Raw genomic sequence first — 18,519 nt, 5'->3', positions numbered from 1 at the left:
CGGCAGCTGCGCCAGAAGCGCCGTCACACGCCTGACCTCGTCAGGATCGTCCCCCATCAACCGGATCTGCACAGCTTTGCCCATCGTCCATCCCTTTCGCGTAGAAGTTCCGCCCGCTGGTGTGCCGTCAGCATCTCCATCAGCGCATTTTCAGCCGACCGCTGCGCCTCCATTTGGCTCTCCGCCCGCCCGATCCCAGACTGGATGGGCGCATAGAGGTTTGTCCGCCACCCCCATTCGATTCCCGGTTGGAGGGAGGGCCAGACCATCAGAAGCCAGCTTTCACCAGCGGCATCCGGTGGCCTCCAGGATGTGAGGGCACCCCGCCTGCCGGAGCCTTTGAGGGGGGACCAGTCCAGGAGCAGATCGCTCATTCTTTGCCCCTGCGCCGAGGCAGCCGCTGCCGGATGAGCTCCGACGCCGTATGTGCGGACAGTGCGCCCTGTTCCACCATGACGGCTTCGGCCGCCTGCTGCGCCTCCGCACGCTTCTGGAAGCCCCGCTGGCTCTGGATCGACGCCCCGATGAACCCGCCGGCACGTTCGCCGCTGTGGACGAGGTAGTGCCATCCATCGCTCTTGCGTGCCACGAGAGCCGTCCAGGATCCGTTGCTGAGGCATGTCACGCCTGTGACGGCGTCGGTCTCCCAAAACGCGCTGTCTTCGTTCGTCATGATTCCCCCCTTTGACTCTTTCACCACGATGAGCTGCGATTTGTCCGGTACGAAGGCGGCCACCTCCGCCGCCGGTCTTGAGTCCTCGAGGGATGCGGCGGCCCGGCGCGCCGCTTCAGGTACGATCGACCGCATGCTCCCAAGGTCGAGTGCCCACCCTCGAGAGCCGCAGCCACCTCATGCGTTGCACCCGTCAGGCTCCTCCAGGTGGCGTTGCGGCGCATGAAAGGTCCTGTTCGGACCGGACAGGACGGCGCGCAGGAGTTCCGACACCTGAAGCGCCAGACCGGCCTGATCACCTCGACCTTCCCGGCCCATAGCGCTGCACAACGTCTCGAACCGCGGCGGTCCGCTCGTGGAACGTCAGAGTGGCATAGCGCGTGGATTCGATCAGCAGTTCCACCGCGACAACCGGCGACGTCTGATGCCGTCCGGCGCGGAGGCGGGCGAGAAACCGCTCGCTCGTACGCAGCGCCTGCCTGCTGCACGCAATGCCCCAGCCGCGGGTCCATCTCGGCCCCTTCAGCAGCATGCCCGGAGGCGCCTGACTGAACCGCGCCCCATAGTGGCTCCATCGGCGGTTCCGCCACAGGGAGAGGGTCGGGTACCACCGGCGATAGACGTTGTACCAGCCCTGCGGCCCCACGGCGCGGGAAGGCAGGAAGATGCGTTTCCTCATCCTGCTCCTCCTCGTCGCCCGCCGCTCTACCCGATCGCCCATCTCGATCTCCCCACCAAGCTCGCGTAAAGTCTAGCCCATGACTCCGCCCGACCGAATCCCCCACCGATGGCTGCTGCGCGTGCAGTTCGCATGCGCGCTGGCCCTTGCCTCGCTTGGTGTCGCCTGGTTGGCGCTACGGTCGGAAGGGCTCCTGCTGCCGGCGGTCGCCGTGGCCCTGATGGGGCTGGCGTTAGCGGTCTATTTCAGGGCATGGCGCTGACGCGTCCCTCCGGAGCGGAAGATCGGCGTCGCCGCCGAGCGGCACGCCCAGCCTCGAGATGCCGTCGGCGAGGCCGCACACACCGGACGGATTGACCGCATCTTCGATATCGCGGCCGTCCGTCCGCTGAAGTGTAAGGTGTCCGTATGGCGTGGAGCGGTCGTTGCGCTGGAACATCCATAGTAGGCGCACACGGCGGTCGATGAGGTGCCCCGGCGCGTGGAGCGCCGCCGGTGCGCGGCGCCGGGCGTTCTCGTTATCCACCCGGGCAGCCGCGGATCGGCGCTGAGGCGTCAGGGAAGGGCGGCGGATGAGGTGGTTGTGGGGACGGGTTTGCCTTGGGTCCCGTTGGCCTTTGGGCCCTCTCCGTCCCCGTTGCGTAGATGTAGGGAGGACCTGTCTCATCCGGTGCCGGCGGCCGCTTGCTGCCTCCGGTACCAGGTCGCCCGGGAAATGCCTTCGGCTTCCCAGGGCTTATCGCGGCTCACACTGTTGGCGGCCAGATAGGCGGTCCGGTCCTGGCCGGTGTGGTCGGCGCGCCACGCTTCGCGGTCGCGGCGGCGCTTCTCGTCGCCGTCGATCAAGCGCGTCATCTGCCTCATCTCTGTGGGAGTGATCTCGAGGAGGTCGATCAGCGTGTCCTTGTTGTAGGTCCAGTTCGGGCTGACGCTCCTGCCGCCGTGCTGTACCCGCTCGCCGGCGGCTGCCTGGCGCGCGCGATCCAGCAGCGTCGAGCAGTGCCGGCTGAATTCGCCGTCGATGTACCAATCAGGCAGAATTTGGCGTCCCCACGCTTCGATCTCAGCCGGCAGCTGAGGGGCGGGGATGACCATGGCGAGTTGGCAGGCGCCGAGGTGTCCGAAGAGGTCCAGCCCGGCTTGACGGCCGGCTCCGGCGACCTGGACGATGCCGGAGTCGTGGCGAAGCTCCGCGAGACGGCGCAGGTCCGCGAGAACACCCAAATGCCAATCCGCGCGGTGGAAGAGCTTACGGCCGAGCCGCTGCTGTTGCTCAACGGTCTCCCAGGGCGCGTCTTTCCGCCCGGCCCTGGCCGGCCGCGTCGGCGCGACCCCTCCCGCGCGGGCGAGCGGAGGGCGAAGAAATTCATCGGCAAAGGTGTTGAAGTCGTAGCGTAGGACATCGCCGCCCACATCATTGGTCCACAGGACTTCCACCCTGTTACCGGACCGGCTGTTGACGGAGCCGACCACCCGCAGGATGCGGCTCATGTCGACTGCCGCGCGGTCGGCGCCGAAGTCCCGGAAGAACTGGACCAGCGCCCGGTTGATGGCAATCGCTCGGCCGGCTTCGGAGCTGGGAACCGGCTGCCGCCAGAACCACTTCAGATACAAACCACGACCGGAGTGGATGATGCAGGACGGCTTGGGGATACCGAAATCGTCGCAATCAAGCAGGACCATACGAGCGACGATGTCGATGCCCTTCCCGTTGCTCATGACCTCGGTCTTATAGACGTCGAGATCGACGTAGGCATGTGTGATGTGGGTCAGATCCACCGTGCGCCGCGACTTCTTCCCGAAGATGCCCTGCGACATGTAGACGTCGATTCCCTTCCCCTTGGCGGCGAGGACGGTAGCGAGTTGATTGAGCTGATAATGAACTTGGCGCATGGACTTTCTGCCTTGCCCCTGGATGAGCGACCACCAGCCGGAGGGGGGCAGCACTCTGCCCTCAAGGGGATTTCGGGAAGTGAACGGCAGGCTGGAGGGAGGAGGGAAGGAACTGGTCGGCAATGTGGTCATGGAGGGGGCTCCTGGGTGCCGGAGACCGCTGGATGCACAACGGGCCTGATCCCGCGTGGGACAAGCTGTTGCTCTGCCGTCTCGCGTGCATGGCCGGCGCCGGGCCGCCTATAGCCCCGCGCCGTGCCGGTTCAAAGGTCCAAGCCGGTGCGCTTGGACCCTCCTCGTTGTGCGGCGGAGTTATGGGGATTGAATGCGGGCACAAGCGGCGGCGATGTCCGGCCTGATGCCTGCCGAATCGGACGTGTTGCCCTTGGTGTCAGCCGGTCTGATGACGCTTGCGGATCATGTTGATCCTGTACCAGGTCACGTCGAAATCTCGGGCAATGGAGCTCACGGCTTCGCCGCCGGCCAGGCGGAGCAGCACATCGTCCTCGTTCATCGGCCGGTTCGGTTCCCGTCTTTCGCAGCGCCGATCCGGCACGCGGCCGGCCTGGGGGGCCGGGGAAGGGTCACTCGCCTCAGCGGCGTCAGTCGGTGGGCATCTCGAGGAGAACGCACGCACCAGTTCCAAGGATTGAACGATGCTCTGGGTCGTGTGGTTGCCGACAAGGATCGACAGCTCCGCCTTCGCGGTCACGACATCTTGGACCAACAACTCCAGGTCCTGAATGGTGTCGGCGGCCTGCCGGGCCGCTCGGATGACCAGGGTGTCGTCGGCGCGCAAAAGCATGCGGATGTTCCGCAGCGTCTGACGGCCATGCCCCATGCGGTCATGCAGGCAGCGATCGCAGCCGGCTTTGGTGAGGAAGGCCTCATTCTCGTCGTAGGCGTCGTTGGAACAGAAGGCGTAACCGATCTTCATGATGGCGCTCGTGCGGTTGGTTGCAGGCGCCGCCGAAATGGGTTCGACGAGAGAAGCGCGTCCCTCGGGCTCCAGGGATATATTTTTCCGCAACGAGGAACCGGCCGTCGGATATGGACCCATATCGACCCGACCCGGTCCGCAAGCGACAATTCCTCAAAATAGCTCGCCCGCCCTGTCCAATTCGCTTGCGAGCTGACCGCCTTTCCCTAAGCTCGATCCCTCTACTTGTAGGGACGGACTCCGGTGGACGGGTCCGTCTGGCCATCGCTAGGGTCCGGACCCATAAAATGGCTTTCCTTGGCAAAAGCGCTGTGATTCAAAGCCTTTGGGCAAGGAGGCTTTAATGAGCGACGGTCCGTTCTGGTTGACGGTTGAACAGTTTTCCCGGCTTGAACCGTATCTTCCGCGCGACACCCGTGGGAAGCCGCGCGTGGACGATCGGCGCCTGATCAGCGGGATCGTCCAGATTGCGTCCATCTAAAGAATGTCGGCTTATGTAGAGGAACGGACTTGCCCAAAGTGGGAAAATCCTTCATACTCTTAAACGCTTACGGGCAGACTTCCTGCTGCGCATCGCGGCAAATGCCAACAACGGTAGGCAGGCTGCTTACTTTCAGCCTTCTTTGCGGTATTTTCGGTTTTCCGGTGTATCGCTGATGTTCGCTTAAGAGTGCCCGTAAGCACCCAATACAGAGTGCAGGTATTTGAGCTTGTTAGAAAAATTACAGAAGGCGCAAAGCCTCACCGACTTGGCCAAGCTCCTTGGCTTTACCCCGAAGGGCGTTAGCTACGTCCTTTACAAGAAGGACGTGGTCAAAAAGTACCGTTCTTTCGACATCCCCAAGAAATCAGGCGGCGTCCGCACCATTCATGCACCTGAGCCGCAGTTAGCGCTGCTACAAACCCGCCTTGCTGAACTGCTCTACGCCTGCGTGGGCGAGAGAAAGCAGGTAAATGCGCGCTTCTGGTTTGCCTCCCACGGCTTCCATCAAGGCCGAACCATCGTCTCCAATGCCGAGGTTCACAGGCGGCGGCGCTATGTCTTCAATCTCGACCTGGCAGATTTCTTTGGCACTATAAATTTCGGGCGTGTACGCGGCTTTTTCATTCGTGATGCCATGTTTTCACTGGAGCCAAAGGTCGCTACAATCATTGCCCAGATCGCCTGCCACGATAATGCCTTGCCGCAGGGAAGTCCCTGTTCGCCAGTCATTTCAAATCTAATAGGAAATATTCTGGACTTACGGCTGCTTGCACTAGCCCGAGATGCCCGATGCACCTACACGCGCTATGCCGATGATCTGACTTTCTCGACCAACGAAGTGCTCTTTCCTACCGAGATAGCCGTGAATGTACACGGCGCTGATTGGGAAGTAGGGGCAAAGTTGAGGAAGATCATCGAGGGAACGGGCTTCGTTATTAATCCGGTAAAGACCCGCATGTCCTTGCGCCGGTCTCGCCAGACCGTCACAGGGCTCGTTGTAAACGCTAAGACCAACATCAATCAAGATTACTACCGCGCCACGCGGGCGATGTGTAATTCTCTTTTTCAGACGGGACACTACTTTCGCCCAGGCGACGATCCCGCGAATGTAACTAATAAACTAGGGCCACTAGAAGGCACGCTCTCGCACATCCATTTCGTCAAGGCGCGGCGTGATCGTCATCCAAAAGTCAACAAGCTCGCAAAGGCCGCAGGAGAGTTTCATCCGCCATCCGCGCCAGAAGAGTTGTACAGAAAGTTTCTATTCTACAAGTATTTCGCTGCGCCCGCCGCTCCGCTGATCGTGACAGAGGGCATCTCGGACATCACGTACCTACAGTGTGCAATCAAGGCTTTGGTCAAAAAGTTTCCGCTGCTGGCCAAGGAAGTGAGCGGTAAGACTGTCCGGCTTGTACACTTCCTGAAGTCGTCCGGCACTTCACGAGAGCTTTTGAATCTCGGCCATGGCGCCGCGGGGCAAGGGGCATTGATTTCCCAGTATGAGAACGTGCTTAAGAAGTATAAGCACAAACCCATGGCGCATCCGGTCATCATCTTGTGCGATAATGACGACGGTCTTAACTCTGTGATCAAGAACGCGAAGTCCAAGATTGGCAAGACGGTATCCACTAAAACGACCGACCCGTTCTATCATCTTGGGCTTAATTTATATCTAGTAAAGGTGCCGGAAGGAACGCCTCCAGTCGATAAGGATATTGAATCGCTGTTCGACCCAGCACTGCTTACGAGAATGTTGGACGGCAAGAAATTTAATCCCAAGAAGGAACATGCAGATCATACTGAGTATGGCAAAGTTGTATTTGCTGAAGCGGTGGTTAGGGCAAGTGCTGGGACTGTGGACTTTTCGGGGTTCGAAGGCCTGCTCACCAGAATTGAAGATGTTCTCAAACATTATGCAGCTCACTTGGCAGTGGCGGTGCCAAGCGTAGCGACGGCACCTTAGGGTCCGGACCCATAAAGGTCCTTTCCTTGATGGAATCGTTGTGATTCAACGCCCTGGAAAGGGACTTTGTGATGAATGACGGTCAGTTCTGGTTGACGGTCGAGCAGTTTGGACGGCTTGAGCCGCACCTTCCGCGCGACACCCGAGGCAAGCCGCGCGTGGATGACCGACGTGTGATCAGCGGGATCGTCCATGTGCTGAAGTCGGGCGGGCACTGGGTGGATGCTCCGCCGGTCTACGGCCCTCGCAAGACGCTCTACAACCGCTTCGTCCGCTGGGCGGCCAAGGGCGTGTGGGAGGACATCTTCCATGCGTTGGCGGCGGCGGGTGGTCCACCGGCCCAGGTGATGATCGACTCCACGGCGGTCCGCGCCCATCGTTCGGCAAGCGGCGGGGAAAGGGGGAGCGCGCCCAGGCCATCGGACGGTCCCGAGGTGGGAGAACCACCAAAATCCACGCCCTGAGCGATCCGCGTGGTCGGCCGCTCGCCTTCCTGTTGACCGGCGGTCAGGTTGCGGACTGCACCGCCGCCGACCGTCTGCTCGACCGGATGCCCGCAACCGAACTCCTGCACGGCGACAAGGGGTACGATAGTGCCGCCATCCGCCGGAAGATCGAAGAGGCCGGGCGGCGCCCAACATCCCCCCAAGCGCCAACAAGCGCTGGAAAAACTGCTTCTCTCCCTACCTCTACCGGAACCGTAACGTCATTGAGCGCATGTTCGGACACCTCAAGGATTTCCGGCGCATCGCCACCCGTTATGACCGGTCCGCCATCAACTTCATGGCCGCAGTCCACATCGCCGCAACCGTCGCCTACTGGTTATGAGTCCGAACCCTAAGGCCGATATGCTCGAGGGCTACGCCAGCGACCTAGCGGAGGCCACTCCGCAGGGTAGCGAAACGTTTTCACCATCGTCGTGGCACTGGAGCCCTGTGAACGGAACCGGCTGCCTTATACGGCAACGAACGAGTGGTGATAGCTTATGTGCCGTGAAGGGGATGGAGCCGCAAGTTCCATCCCCTCCTGTTGACGACCATGCAGCTGGTCTGATGGCAGTTACCGCGGGGTGTAGGATCGGACCGGATTTACCTGAATTCCGTCAAGCCTGACTGCTTAGTTTGTTGCTGTACAGAACATATCAGCCGTTGAGCATTGCCAAGCCGACCAATCCTGACATTTCCTACGGGAGGTTGGGATGCAGCGCCTGCCATTCCCTCTCGAGTGCCGCAACTACCGCGTCATCATTTCGCTTCGACACATTGTGGAGGGCACGGACGGCCTCGATGGCGGGACCATTCCATTTCTTGTACTCCACGCTCCAATACGGCAGGAGGTTTTTATAGCCGGCGACGAGGGGCGGACAGCCGTACTTCTGAAGCACGATCTGGCTGGGAATTTGAGCTCCGCGCGGTTGCAGTTGGCCCAGTGTGGGATCGAATACAATCTGGCCGATTGACACGATCACATGGCCCTGGAAGCCTGACGACGGATCGCCGCCCTTGCCGTACACTGCGGCTTTTCCGCGCATCTCCCAACCGCCGGGGCCCAGAACCCAAGCCTTGACATAGGCGTTCACCGGCAGCGGTACGGCTGCAAACCCGTGCATGGTAAGGAATCTGCTGACGCTGGCGGCGGCGGGCACACAGGCACCGAGGATTTGGGTTTGCTGGCATTTCAGAACCGAGGCCGCGATGGATGTGAAGGCCTTGAGGAAAACCAACAGCTGCAGCAGATTCGGGCTGAGATTAGGCAGATTCGTCCTGAGTTGGGACATAATGCATCTCCGTCATAGCTATGACGGCGCGAACGAAGGCGACGCGCCAGATGCGCAGCCCCAAGGCGGTCAGATAGCTATTCCTATTCGGAGAGTGCAGTTCCAACAGGTCATCATAAAGCCCCTGGCGTTGGTCTGAGCGTGTAACGCCTGTGAGAAGGGAATGTTCCCATCCTCACGTGTCAATTTGGCGGTTCGAGAGTGACCTAGTACCATGCCAAAGCACCTGATCTCAGGGCATTCAGGAGGTTTGCCGAGATGCGAGGCCAAGCAGCCAAAAGTTCCCACGATGGAGCAGCTAACGTATCCGCAACATACCGTAGTATGCAATAATCAAAAAGTTGTGCGCACTCGTGGGGAACGCTGGATTTTGGGAGATTACCTAACTAGGCTACCCAATGTGAAGTAGATGCGCAGGGGGCAGGTTGCGGCCTTGTTGATCGAGTTGTAAGAAAATTACAAAATCGGCACCGGAGCTGTTATTCGACGTGTCGTCCGTATCCATAAGCTATGTGCGTGCGTGGTGAACAAGGTGATTAAATGAGTGAACGGTTCTTTGAGCAGCCGATCCTGAATTCCCCTTACGAACCGCCCCAGTTCCATCACCATCTCGACGCAGACGGTCAGCCGACAGATCTTCCTCCTGTCGTCGGCCGCCGCCGGTCTGAACTGATCACGCCGGTTCCGAAGCCGAAGAAGAAGAAAGGTAAGGCGGCGCCCGCCGATCAGGCCGGCTTCGTCTTCGCCGACCAGCAGGGTCTGACGACTGCGGAGGTCGAGTACAACCCGACTCCGATCATTAACGAGATCCGGCAGCACGTCGACTCCTGGCGCAACCTGCCCAATCCCACTGACTGGAAGGTGACGCCGGCGACCGCAAGGCTGCTCCAGCACTGGCGCCATCACGAGTTCAACGGGGTTCGTCCCTTCTTCTGCCAAGTCGAGGCGGTCGAGACGATCATCTGGCTGACCGAGGTCGCCCCGGGCAACAACCAGTACAAGAAGGTCCTGGAGCACGTCGAGGGCGCGAACCTCCAGGCGAACCCGGAACTGCTGCGCATGGCCATGAAGATGGCGACCGGCAGCGGCAAGACGACGGTCATGGCGATGCTGATCGCGTGGCAGACGGTGAACGCCGTCCGCCATCCCAACAGCAAGCGGTTCAGCAAGGGCTTCCTGATCGTCACCCCCGGCATCACCATCAAGGACCGCCTGCGCGTCCTCCAGCCGAACGACCCGGACAGCTACTACAAGAACCGGGAACTGGTGCCGGCGGACATGCTGCCGGACATCGATAAGGCCAAGATCGTCATCACCAACTACCACTCCTTCAAGCTGCGCGAGCGAATGGAGGTGTCGAAGCTCGGCCGTGCCCTGCTGAAGGGACGCGACGGCGACCTGAACACCGCCGAGACGGAAGGGCAGATGCTTCAGCGCGTCATGCCCGATCTGATGGGCATGAAGAGCATCGTCGTCCTGAACGACGAGGCGCACCACTGCTACCGTGAGCGGCCCGGTGTGGACGATGGGCTGACGGGCGACGAGAAGAAGGAAGCGGAGAAGAACAACGAGGCCGCCCGCCTCTGGATCACCGGCATCGAGACGGTGAAGCGCCACCTGGGCGTCCGCGGCGTCTACGACCTGTCGGCGACCCCCTTCTTCCTGCGCGGCTCGGGCTACGCGGAAGGTACGCTGTTCCCCTGGACTGTCAGCGACTTCTCGCTGATGGACGCCATCGAGTGCGGCATCGTCAAGCTGCCCCGCGTCCCCGTCGCCGACAACCTGCCGACCGGAGAGATGCCGGTCTACCGGAATCTGTGGGAGCACATCGGCAAGAAGATGCCGAAGAAGGGACGCGGCAAGGGCGGCGAGCTCGATCCTCTCTCCCTGCGTTCCGAGCTTCAGACAGCGTTGCAAGCCCTCTACGGCCACTACACCAAGGTCTTCGACCTGTGGGAGGAGAAGGGCATCGGCGTGCCGCCGGTGTTCATCATCGTCTGCAACAACACGTCGTCGTCCAAGCTGGTCTACGAGTTCATCTCCGGTTGGACGCGGACGGACGAGAACGGCAACACCCAGTTCAACCAGGGCCGGCTGGAGCACTTCCGCAACTACGACGATTACGGCAACCGCCTGCCGCGCATGCGCACCCTGCTGATCGACAGCGAGCAGCTGGAGTCCGACGAGGCGCTGGACACGGAGTTCCGCGCCGCCGCCGCCGAGGAGATCGAGCAGTTCAAGCGTGAGCTGATCCAGCGGGACGGCGCCGGCGCGGCCGACAAGCTGACTGACAAGGACCTGCTGCGCGAGGTGATGAACACCGTCGGCCGCAAGGGCCGCCTGGGCGAGCAGGTCCGCTGCGTCGTGTCGGTGTCGATGCTGACCGAAGGCTGGGACACCAACACCGTCACCCACATCCTGGGCGTGCGCGCCTTTGGGACGCAGCTTCTCTGCGAACAGGTCGTCGGCCGGGCGCTGCGCCGCCAGTCCTACGAGCTGAACGACCAGGGCCTGTTCAACGCGGAGTACGCGGACGTCCTCGGCATCCCCTTCGACTTCACCGCCAAGCCGGTCGTCGCCAAGCCGGCCACGCCGCGGGAGACGGTGCGCGTGCACGCGGTGAAGGAGCGGGCAGACCTGGAGATCCTCTACCCGCGCGTCGAGGGCTACCGCGTCGAGCTGCCCAACGAGCGGCTGTCGGCGACCTTCTCCGAGAACTCGACCCTCTACCTGACCCCGGAACTGGTCGGCCCCTGCTCCGTCCTCCTCGAGGGCATCGTCGGCGAGGGCGTGACGCTGAACGTCGACCATCTGGAGAAGGTCCGCCCCAGCACGATCGCCTACAACCTCGCCAAGCACCTGCTGTTCAAGCATTTCCGCGACCCGGGGGAGGAGCCGAAGCTGCACCTCTTCGGCCCGTTGAAGCGCATCACCAAGCAGTGGCTGGACGCTGGCCACCTGAAGTGCGCCGGCGGCACCTTCCCGGCGCAGCTGATGTACCAGGAGATCGCCGATCAGGCGGCCGAGCGCATCTACCTCGCCTGTCAGGCCGGGCTGGAGGGGGAGCGCCGCATCAAGGCGATCCTCGATCCCTACAACCCGACCGGCTCCACCCGCTTCGTCAACTTCACCACCAGCAAGGAACTGCGGTGGGAGACCAGCGCGAAGCGCTGCCACGTCAACCTCGTCATCTGCGACAGCGAGTGGGAGGCGGAGTTCGCCCGCGTCGCCGAGGAGCATCCCAGCGTCCTGGCTTACGTGAAGAACCAAGGCCTGGGGTTCGAGGTGCCGTACCGCGACGGCTCCACGCCGCGCAAGTACATCCCCGATTTCATCCTGCGCGTCGACGATGGCCATGTCTCAGGGGGCCACCCCGATTCGCTCAACCTGATCGTCGAGATCAAGGGCTACCGGCGCGGCGACGCCCAGCTCAAGGCCGAGACGATGAACAATCTCTGGGTTCCGGGCGTGAACAACCTCGGCCGCTACGGCCGCTGGGCTTTCGCCGAGTTCCACCACGTCTTCGAGATCGAGCAGCGCTTCGGCGAGCTGATCCAGTCATTCCTGCAGGACAAGGCCGCCTGATGTTCGACTCCACCAAGGAAGACCTCCGGGACATCCTCCGTTCCGCCGAGGAGGGGCGCCTCCAACTGCCCGAGTTCCAGCGCGACTACGTCTGGGGCGACGCCGACGTGCGCAGCCTCGTCGCCTCCGTCGCTAAGGGCTTTCCCGTCGGCGCGCTTCTGACGCTGGAGACCGGCGGCGAGATCGAGTTCAAGCCACGCCTGCTCGCCGGCGTCCCGGCGAAGGATGTCCGGCCGGCGGAACTGCTCCTCGACGGGCAGCAGCGCATCACCTCCCTCTACCAGGCGACGCGGTCCACGCAGCCCGTCCGCACGCGGACGCCCAAGGGAACGGAGGTCGAGCGCTACTACTTCATCGACATCAAGAAGGCGGTTGCCGGCGGCGTGGACTTCGAGGAGGCCATCATCGGGGTGCCCGCCGACCGAGTCATTCGGCGCAACTTCGGCCGGGAGATCGTCCGCGACCTGTCCACCCCGCAGGGGCAGTTCGAGGCCGACGCCTTTCCGCTGAACCTGGTCTTCGACAGCCGCGACTGGTTCTACGACTGGCGCGACCACTGGCGGGCGCGCGGCCGTGATGTCGGCGACCTCGAACGGGACTTCCACCGCGGCGTGGTCGATCGCATCAGCCGCTACGAGATGCCGATCATCCGCCTCGACAAGCGCAACAGCCGTGAGGCCATCTGCCTCGTGTTCGAGAAGGTGAACGTCGGCGGCAAGAAACTGGACGCCTTCGAACTGGTCACCGCCATCTACGCCGCCAGCGGCGCCAACCTGCGCGAGGACTGGGCGGCCCGCCGCGCCCGCATCATCGGGTCGCCGAACCGCCGCGACGTCCTCAGCCAGATCGCCAGCACCGACTTCCTCCAGGCCTGCACGCTGCTGCACACCCGCGAGCTGCGCCTCGCCCGCGCCGCCGAGCTGATGCAGGCGAAGGGCAAGATCGAAGTCAAGGAACTGCCGCAGGTCAGCTGCAACCGCGACGCCCTGCTGGGCCTGCCGCTGCACGCCTACCAGAAGCACGCCGACGCGGTGGAGAAGGGCTTCGTCGAGGCCGGCAGCTTCCTGAACGAGCACAAGATCATCTGGCACAAGGACGTGCCCTATCCCACGCTGATCGTCGGGCTGGCCGCGACCTTCGCCATCCTTGGCAAGACGGCGCAGACCGCGGCGGCGAAGGAGAAGCTGGCGCGCTGGTTCTGGTCGATCACGCTGGGCGAACTCTACGGCTCGAGCACGGAATCGCGCCTCGCCCGCGACGTGCCGGAACTGGCCGAGTGGCTGTCCGGCGCCGGCCAGCACCCGCGGTCGGTGGACGAGGCGCTATTCCAGCGCGACCGTCTGGGCTCGCTCCGCCAGCGCATCTCCGCCGCCTACAAGGGGCTGCACGCACTGCTGATGCGCTCCGGCTGCCGCGACTTCATCAACGGCCGGCCGACCGACCTGATGACCTTCTTCAACGACAAGATCGACATCCACCACATCTTCCCGCAGGCCTGGTGCAAGAAGAAGGGCATCCCGCCCAACGTCTTCAACTCCATCGTCAACAAGACCCCGCTGTCAAAGGCATCGAACATCGCCATCGGCGGCGACGCGCCGTCCGTCTACCTGCGCCGCATCGAGCAGCGGCAGGGGTTGAGCCCCGAGGCGCTGGACGACATCCTGCGCAGTCACCTGATCGAGCCGGCGCATCTGCGCAACGACGACTTCGACGCCTTCTTCGCCGCGCGCATGGACGCGCTGGCCGGCGTCGTCGCCACGGCGCTGGGCAAGGCGGTGGTTGACGAACACGGGGCCGATGAGGCCGAAGAGGAGGTCGCCGCCGAGCAGATGGCCGAGGATGCGGCCGAGGCTGGCGACATGGACAACACGGTTGAGCTGGAGACTGCGTGATGGCGCGCAACGGTAAGGACGTCGACTCCCTCGTCCACAAGAAGGCGACGCGGAAGAACATCCCGACGGCCGAGCAGCAATCCTTCGTCGAGGCGGAGGACGCGGCGCCAAAGGCCGTGACCTACCCGCGCGACACGCCGCTGGAGCCTGGCACGACGCGCCCGCGCAACTCCGACCTCGACCCGCAGCTCGTCTGGCGCGGCAAGGACCAGCAGGACTGGTCCGACCTCGTGGTGCAGGCGCCGCCGATCTACATCCAGGAGAAGATCCACCCCCAGGCCATCATCGACGACCTGCGCCGCCGCAGCGAGGCTGCGCGCGGCGAGGCGGCTGGCACCCAGTTCGACTTCTTCAGCGACTTCAACGGCCTGCCCGACGAGGAAGCCAAGCTGGAATTCTACCAGCACGACAAGCACTGGGCGAACCGCATGATCCTGGGCGACAGCCTTCAGGTCATGGCCTCGCTGGCGGAGAAGGAAGGGCTGCGCGGGCAGGTGCAGTGCATCTACTTCGACCCGCCCTACGGCATCAAGTTCAACTCCAACTGGCAGGTGTCCACCCGGTCCCGCGACGTGAAGGACGGCAAGATCGACCAGATCAGCCGCGAGCCGGAACAGGTCAAGGCCTTCCGCGACACCTGGAAGGACGGCATCCACTCCTACATGACCTACCTGCGCGACCGCCTTACCGTGGCGCGCGACCTGCTGACCGAGAGTGGGTCGATCTTTGTGCAAATCGGGGATGAGAACAGTCATCTTGCGCGCGCACTTCTGGATGAAGTATTTGGGCGCGATAATTTTATTTCTCAAATTATCTTTTCAAAGACCGCTGGGGCGACATCAGAATTTCTTCCTGGGACCTATGATGTAATTTTGTTCTTCGCGAAAAGTCGAGAGCATTTGAAGTATCGGCAGCCTCTTTCTGTAAAGCAAGTTGGAGGAGCGGGAGGGAGCGCCTACAAGAAGCTTTTGCTGCCAAACCTATCAGAGCGACCGCTCAATAATGATGAGCTTTCTGGAGCTGCATCAATTCCGCTTGGCTCTAGAGTATTTCGCCTGGACAATCTAACCAGCCAAAGCGTTGGCAGGGCCAAGGGTGAAGGGGCAGCATCTTGGTTCCCGGTTCAACATCATGGAAATGTATTCCGGCCCTCAGAAAAAGTCCGTTGGAAGACTAATGAAGACGGAATGCGCCGCCTTTCAATGTCATCTCGTCTTGGGGGAACCGATGGAGGTCTATATTACAAGCGATACTTTGAAGATTTTGCGGCGTTTCCTGACACAAACATTTGGGGAGATACAGGAATAGCAGGGTTCACTTCTGACAAGAGATACGTCGTCGAGACATCAACAAAGGTCGTCCAACGTTGCATCTTGATGGCTACCGACCCCGGTGACATCGTTCTCGATCCCACCTGCGGATCGGGCACGACGGCCTATGTCGGCGAGCAGTGGGGGCGGCGCTGGATCACCATCGACACCTCGCGGGTGGCGCTGGCGCTTGCCCGCGCGCGGCTGATGGGCGCCAAGTACCCCTACTACCACCTCGCCGACTCGCCCGACGGGCTGGTGAAGGAGGCGGCGGTGTCCGGCACCCCGCCGGCGCAGCGGGCTACCTACGGCGACATCCGCCAGGGCTTCGTCTACCGCCGCGTGCCGCACATCACGCTGAAGTCCATCGCCAACAACGCCGAGATCGACGTCATCTGGGACCGCTGGCAGGCAGTGCTGGAGCCGCTGCGCCACGACCTCAACGCCGCGCTCGGACGGAACCAGGACTGGCAGGAGTGGGAGATCCCCCGTCGCCCGGCCGATCCCTGGCCGGAGGCCGCGCAGACCCTGCACGCCGCCATCCGCAAGCGCCTCGCCGACGGCGGCTCGGTCGCTCCGCAGCTCAAGAAGCTAAACGGCCTCCTCAAGCGCTCCTACACCCCGGAGACCCTGCCGGAGTTCCCCGACGATCCCTGGACCGACGCCAATGCCATCGACCTGCACGGCCGCTGGTGGGAGGCGCGCATCGCCCGCCAGCAGGAGATCGACAAGTCGATCGCGGACAAGGCTGACCAGGAGTTCCTCTACGACAAGCCCTACGAGGACCCCGACCGCGTCCGCGTCGCCGGCCCCTTCACCGTGGAGAGCCTGTCGCCCCACCGCGTCCTCCCCACCGAGGAGGAGGAGCTGTGGGACGAGCTGGTGGCCGCCGACGCCCTGGAGGCCGGCCGGCCGGAACCGCGCCGCACCCAGGCTCCTGTTCGCAAGAAGGCTCCGCACCAGTGGGAGGAGACCGACTTCGCCACGGTCATGCTCGACCACCTGAAGACCAGCGGTGTCCACCAGGGGGACAAGAAGGACCGCATCACCTTCACCAGCCTGACCCCCTGGCCCGGCGAGTACGTCGCCGCCGACGCCCGCTACATGGAGGGCGACCGCGAGCGCCGCGCCGCCATCTTCATCGGCCCGGAGTTTGGCACCGTCTCCCGCCCGGACCTGACCGCCGCCGCGCGGGAGGCCAGGGACGCCGGCTTCGAGCTGCTGATCGCCTGCGCCTTCAACTTCGACGCCCACGCCTCGGAACTGGCGAAGATGGGACCGTTGCAGATCGTCCGCGCCCGCATGAACCCCGACCTGCACATGGCCGACGACCTGAAGAACACGGGCTCCGGCAACCTGTTCGTCGTCTTCGGCGAACCGGACATCGAGATCCGGAAGGAGGAGGACGGCGAACTGCGGGTGCGCATCCTTGGCCTGGACATCTTCGACCCGCAGAAGGGCGAGGTCCGCGCCGGCGGCACCGACGACATCGCCGCGTGGTTCATCGACACCGACTACGACGAGGAGAGCTTCTTCGTCCGCCACGCCTACTTCCTCGGCGCCCAGGACCCCTACAAGTCGCTGAAGACGACCCTTAAGGCTGAGATCGACGAGGAAGCCTGGGAAAGCCTCTACCGCGACACCTCCCGCCCCTTCCCCCGCCCCTCGAGCGGCCGCATCGCCGTGAAGGTGATCAACCACTTCGGGGATGAGGTGATGAAGGTGTATCGGGTGTGAGAAATCGCTCAAGCATTCTAAATGCCTAAATGAATTTAGAGAGGTTTGTTATGACAGATGCTGCTGCTGGTGACTTAGGCGACCAGAAAAATTGGGCAGTCCAGCTTCTCGACAAAGCCTGGAGCGGGGTCGTTCTGGCGGATAATAGCTGGAATCCCGAGCAATCTTGTTATGATTTGTATGAAGAATACAAGAAGAGTGGCAGGACACCAGACGAGTGCGTTGAAAACTTTATCGATTGGCAAACTGCAAAGGCGGCAGGAACGGGATTTGTTCTCGGCATGCCGGGATTGGTTTTCGGTGCGGTGACCATCCCCGCCGACCTGACCATTACCACCTACCTTCAGATGCGGATGATTGCCGTTATCGCGCTTCTCTACGGTTGGGATGCGAAGTCAGACCGCCTGAAGACTTTGGCTCTTCTCAGCATGCTCGGTTCTGGCGGCGGCGAAGTGCTTCGCTCAGCCGGGGTGAAGGTCGGAACCAAATTGACAGCCCGGGTCATCGCGAAGATTCCTGGGCGTGTGCTGATCGAGATCAACAAGGCCATTGGCATCAAGCTGTTCACGAAAGCCGGCACTACCGGGATCATCAATCTGACGAAGCTTGTGCCAGTAGTCGGCGGCTTGGTCAGTGGTGGATTGAACGGCTACATGACCCGACAGATCGGTTACGCCGCCAAGTCAATACTCTGTGAAGGGCCGGATTGTATTCAAGATGCCGAGTCCGATCCAGAGCCGGCGCCTGCTGTATGATTGGGAGATATTCCGATGCCATTACCAGAGCCAGTGAATGAAACACAACGTCGTTTTGCTGAATTGTGCAGGTTAGGTGGAGGGCAGAAAGGAGGACCAGCGCGCGGCAAGGTCCTTGAGCTTCTCTACGAGTCGGGTAGCACACTTAATCGTCACGCGCACAAAGAAGTGACGTCAATGCTCGCGGAATTTTCTGAAGAAAATCCGTGGCACGTTTGTTTTGCGATTGGCATCTGTTGGGGCCGACTTGCTCAATTGACGCCAGAATTCATTGCTCCGGCGGTTAGGCTCCTGAGGAATTGGAATTCCGAAGATCTGAAAATTGCTAAGAAGTATCATTACGAACGAGGACCCATGCCGATTGAAGAGTCATTGTCGGGTGGACACTCAATGTTCAAAATTATTACGCCATCGCCTGAGTTACCAGATAGCCTTGAAAAATACCAAAAATTTCAACAGAGGTGGCTAAGCCCTATCCTTGGGCCAAGCAGGCCAAAATACATGGGAAGTTGGAATGCAACCGCAATGTTCATGGTTGCATTGTTTTCAAACAAAGATTTGTCGGCGCAACTAGTCTCACCGTTGATCATGTTGCCGCCTGGAGGTCCAGTTCATAAAGGACTATCTATACTTTACGATTGTCACATTCTTTCTGAAAAGCCCTTCGAAAAAGCTTTGAACGACAAGGAAACCGACTACTCATCCCTATACCACAACAACACGCTCATGGAAGGCGTCCTAAAAGGTCGATCAAACTGGAGCTTGTTGGACGTCCACAGTGGGCTGTACATGCTCGGTACGCGATTGGCTGAGTCTGACCATTGGTTCTGA

11 protein-coding genes and 2 pseudogenes are annotated in these 18,519 nt (G+C 61.7%); 8 read left to right on the top strand and 5 right to left on the bottom strand.

From position 1 onward, the window contains the following. Window positions 1-370: 370 nt before the first annotated feature. The 4 genes from ABNQ39_RS22225 to ABNQ39_RS22210 form a co-directional block, all read right to left on the bottom strand. Window positions 371-673, bottom strand: coding sequence for a hypothetical protein (locus tag ABNQ39_RS22225; protein WP_376960611.1), 303 nt, complete (start codon window positions 671-673; stop codon window positions 371-373). A gap of 295 nt (window positions 674-968) precedes the next feature. Then, window positions 969-1,352 carry a hypothetical protein gene (locus tag ABNQ39_RS22220; protein WP_376960609.1) on the bottom strand — a complete coding sequence of 128 codons (384 nt, stop codon included), beginning with the start codon at window positions 1,350-1,352 and terminating at the stop codon, window positions 969-971. Between the two features lie 663 nt (window positions 1,353-2,015). After that, the gene (locus tag ABNQ39_RS22215) at window positions 2,016-3,377 is read right to left on the bottom strand and encodes a hypothetical protein (RefSeq protein WP_376960607.1); all 1,362 of its coding nucleotides are present in this window, start codon (window positions 3,375-3,377) and stop codon (window positions 2,016-2,018) included. A 259-nt stretch (window positions 3,378-3,636) separates the two neighbouring features. After that, the gene (locus ABNQ39_RS22210; protein WP_376960605.1) at window positions 3,637-4,182 is read right to left on the bottom strand and encodes a hypothetical protein; all 546 of its coding nucleotides are present in this window, start codon (window positions 4,180-4,182) and stop codon (window positions 3,637-3,639) included. Window positions 4,183-4,528: 346 nt separating this feature from the next. Between ABNQ39_RS22210 and ABNQ39_RS22205 the strand changes: the two are divergent. The 3 genes and pseudogenes from ABNQ39_RS22205 to ABNQ39_RS22195 form a co-directional block, all read left to right on the top strand. Next, window positions 4,529-4,654: pseudogene (locus ABNQ39_RS22205) on the top strand (transposase); the annotation flags it as partial. 235 nt (window positions 4,655-4,889) lie between these two features. After that, window positions 4,890-6,632 (top strand): retron Ec67 family RNA-directed DNA polymerase/endonuclease, encoded by a 1,743-nt coding sequence (locus ABNQ39_RS22200; protein WP_376960603.1) that lies wholly within the window; start codon window positions 4,890-4,892, stop codon window positions 6,630-6,632. A gap of 71 nt (window positions 6,633-6,703) precedes the next feature. Further along, window positions 6,704-7,460, top strand: a pseudogene (locus ABNQ39_RS22195) (IS5 family transposase). Between the two features lie 355 nt (window positions 7,461-7,815). Here the strand turns inward: ABNQ39_RS22195 and ABNQ39_RS22190 are convergent. Next, window positions 7,816-8,409 (bottom strand): hypothetical protein, encoded by a 594-nt coding sequence (locus tag ABNQ39_RS22190; protein ID WP_376960601.1) that lies wholly within the window; start codon window positions 8,407-8,409, stop codon window positions 7,816-7,818. Window positions 8,410-8,949: 540 nt separating this feature from the next. Between ABNQ39_RS22190 and ABNQ39_RS22185 the strand changes: the two genes are divergently transcribed. Genes ABNQ39_RS22185 through ABNQ39_RS22165 form a run of 5 tightly spaced genes read left to right on the top strand, consistent with a single transcriptional unit; the run spans window position 8,950 to window position 18,519 of the window. Further along, window positions 8,950-11,994 carry a BPTD_3080 family restriction endonuclease gene (locus tag ABNQ39_RS22185; RefSeq protein ID WP_376960599.1) on the top strand — a complete coding sequence of 1,015 codons (3,045 nt, stop codon included), beginning with the start codon at window positions 8,950-8,952 and terminating at the stop codon, window positions 11,992-11,994. Beyond that, complete coding sequence (locus tag ABNQ39_RS22180) at window positions 11,994-13,886, top strand: GmrSD restriction endonuclease domain-containing protein (protein WP_376960597.1); 1,893 nt, start codon at window positions 11,994-11,996, stop codon at window positions 13,884-13,886. The genes ABNQ39_RS22185 and ABNQ39_RS22180 overlap by 1 nt, the downstream gene beginning before the upstream one ends. After that, a complete protein-coding gene (locus ABNQ39_RS22175; RefSeq protein WP_376960595.1) occupies window positions 13,886-16,933 on the top strand; it encodes a site-specific DNA-methyltransferase in 3,048 nt (1,015 codons plus the stop codon). The genes ABNQ39_RS22180 and ABNQ39_RS22175 overlap by 1 nt, the downstream gene beginning before the upstream one ends. A gap of 50 nt (window positions 16,934-16,983) precedes the next feature. Beyond that, window positions 16,984-17,688 carry an EcsC family protein gene (locus ABNQ39_RS22170; RefSeq protein ID WP_376960593.1) on the top strand — a complete coding sequence of 235 codons (705 nt, stop codon included), beginning with the start codon at window positions 16,984-16,986 and terminating at the stop codon, window positions 17,686-17,688. 15 nt (window positions 17,689-17,703) lie between these two features. Beyond that, entirely contained in the window at window positions 17,704-18,519 is an 816-nt protein-coding gene (locus ABNQ39_RS22165) for a hypothetical protein (RefSeq protein ID WP_376960591.1), read from the top strand.

Origin of the sequence: Azospirillum sp. A26, from assembly GCF_042604635.1 — a bacterium.
GTDB classification, from domain to species: domain Bacteria; phylum Pseudomonadota; class Alphaproteobacteria; order Azospirillales; family Azospirillaceae; genus Azospirillum; species Azospirillum palustre.
Note: the sequence above shows the minus strand (reverse complement) of the source record. Positions and strands in the feature narration are given on the sequence as shown.